Source organism: Pseudooceanicola lipolyticus, assembly GCF_002786325.1.
Classification (GTDB): Bacteria; Pseudomonadota; Alphaproteobacteria; order Rhodobacterales; family Rhodobacteraceae; genus Pseudooceanicola_C; species Pseudooceanicola_C lipolyticus.
In genome coordinates this window covers 1-1,799 of the sequence record NZ_PGTB01000320.1, presented here as the reverse complement: position 1 = coordinate 1,799, position 1,799 = coordinate 1, and the positions used below count along the sequence as shown (strand labels likewise).

Annotated in this window: 3 protein-coding genes; all 3 read right to left on the bottom strand. The window is 71.0% G+C overall.

Annotated features, from left to right (window positions below; all coding sequences use genetic code 11):
• Positions 1 to 284, bottom strand: a 284-nt coding sequence (locus CVM52_RS25510) for an HAD hydrolase-like protein (protein WP_172721096.1), incomplete at its 3' end; no start/stop codon positions are given.
• Positions 281 to 1,327, bottom strand: coding sequence for an RluA family pseudouridine synthase (locus tag CVM52_RS25505; RefSeq protein ID WP_100165043.1), 1,047 nt, complete (start codon positions 1,325 to 1,327; stop codon positions 281 to 283). The genes CVM52_RS25510 and CVM52_RS25505, both read right to left, overlap by 4 nt.
• Positions 1,324 to 1,704, bottom strand: coding sequence for a fluoride efflux transporter CrcB (gene crcB / locus CVM52_RS25500; protein ID WP_100165042.1), 381 nt, complete (start codon positions 1,702 to 1,704; stop codon positions 1,324 to 1,326). The genes CVM52_RS25505 and crcB overlap by 4 nt, the downstream gene beginning before the upstream one ends.
• Positions 1,705 to 1,799 lie beyond the last annotated feature (95 nt).

Sequence of the window (1,799 nt, the reverse complement as noted above, 5' to 3'; positions counted from 1 at the left end):
AACAGGGGCGAGCCGGCGGCGGCGCCGTGGCGCTGCCGTTGCTGGTGATAGGCGTCCTTGTAGCCCTCGACCAGCGCCGCACGGGCCGCGGCCTCCAGCTCCGGCATCAGCCGCAGCACCGCGTGATCCAGCGACAGCCCGACGATCGACAGGATCGCGGCCCGGTCCGGCGCCGCCAGCCCGTTGGCGATACAGGCGGCCGTCATCGCGTCGACGATGGCGCCCTGGCTGTCGACCAGGGTGCCATCGACATCGAACAGGATCAGGCGGAGGGCATCGCTCACAGCTCGTCCTCCGCGAACGGGTCCTGCGGCGCGTCGCGCTGCGACCATTGGAAGATGTCCCAGGTGCGCGCCATATGCTCGGCCAGCGGTGCCACCAGATGCAGCCGCGCCCGCGTGACCGGGTGTTCCAGCGTCAGGGACCGGGCGTGCAGATGCAGCTTGCGGCTGATCTCGCCGCCCAACTGGGCGCCCCAGCCATCGCCCGGATTGTCCTGGCCCGAGCCGCCATATTTGCCATCACCGACGATGGGGTGGCCCAGCTCGGCCATATGGGCCCGCAGCTGGTGGGTGCGCCCGGTGACCGGGTTCAGCGCCACCCAGGCGGCGCGTTTGGCCGCCGCCTCGATCACCTTGTATTCGGTGACCGCGCGCTTGGCCCCCGGCGTGCGGTCGATTTCGGCGGGGTGGATGTTGATCATCTTCTCGCCCTCGCCGCCGCTGCCATGGCCCGGCGCCTTGACCAGCCCGGTCTTGATCACGCCATCCTTGGGATGCGGCACCCCGGCGACGGCGGCCCAGTAGATCTTTTTCGTCTCGCGGTGCCGGAAGGCGGCGGTCAGGCCCGCCGCCACCGCGCGGGTGCGCGCCATCAGCAGGACGCCCGAGGTGTCCTTGTCCAGCCGGTGCACCAGCCGCGGCTTTTCCTCCAGCCCGAACATCAGCGCCTCGGCCAGCGCATCGACATGGCGACGCTGGCCGCTGCCGCCCTGCACCGCCAGGCCGGGCGGCTTGTTCAGCGCGATGATGTGATCGTCGCGCCAGATCACGCAGGCGCGGATCATCTCGGCATCCGCCTCCGACACGCCCGCGCGCAGGGGCGCCGGACGATGGTCTTCCTCGGGCAGCGGTGGCACCCGCACCTGCTGTCCGGCCACAAGCCGCGTGGCCGCCTTGACCCGGCCGCCATCGACGCGCAGCTCGCCCTTGCGGCACATCTTCTCGATGCGGCCCTGGCTGACATGCGGGAACATGCGGCGCAGCCAGCGGTCGACGCGCTGGTCGCCATCGCCCTCGGCCACGGTGATCATCTGAACGCCGCTCATGTCAGCACCGCCCGCGTCATCAGCAGCCCCGCCACCAGCGCCCCGACCGACAGCAGCACCGAGGCGAGGACATAGACCGCCGCCTGCCCGGTGGCGCCGCGCTCGATCAGCGTGACGGTCTCCAGCGAAAAGGACGAAAAGGTGGTGAAGCCGCCCAGCAAGCCGGTCATCACCAGCGGGCTGAGATAGGTCAGGCCCTTATGCGCCGCCAGCGACACGAAGACCCCCATCAGCAGCGAGCCCAGCACGTTCACCGTGAGAATGGCCAGGGGGAACTCCTGCGGGCCCAGCAGGCGGAACACGCCAAGCCCGGCGAGATAGCGCAAGGACGCGCCCAGGGCGCCCCCCAGGGCCACGAGAGAAACGGTCAAGATCATGGCCGGGATGTCGCGCGGGCGGCAGGGCTTGTCAAGCCGCGCAGCCCCGCCGCGGCGCCGCGCAGCCCGGTCAGGAACTGCGCCACCGCGGCGGG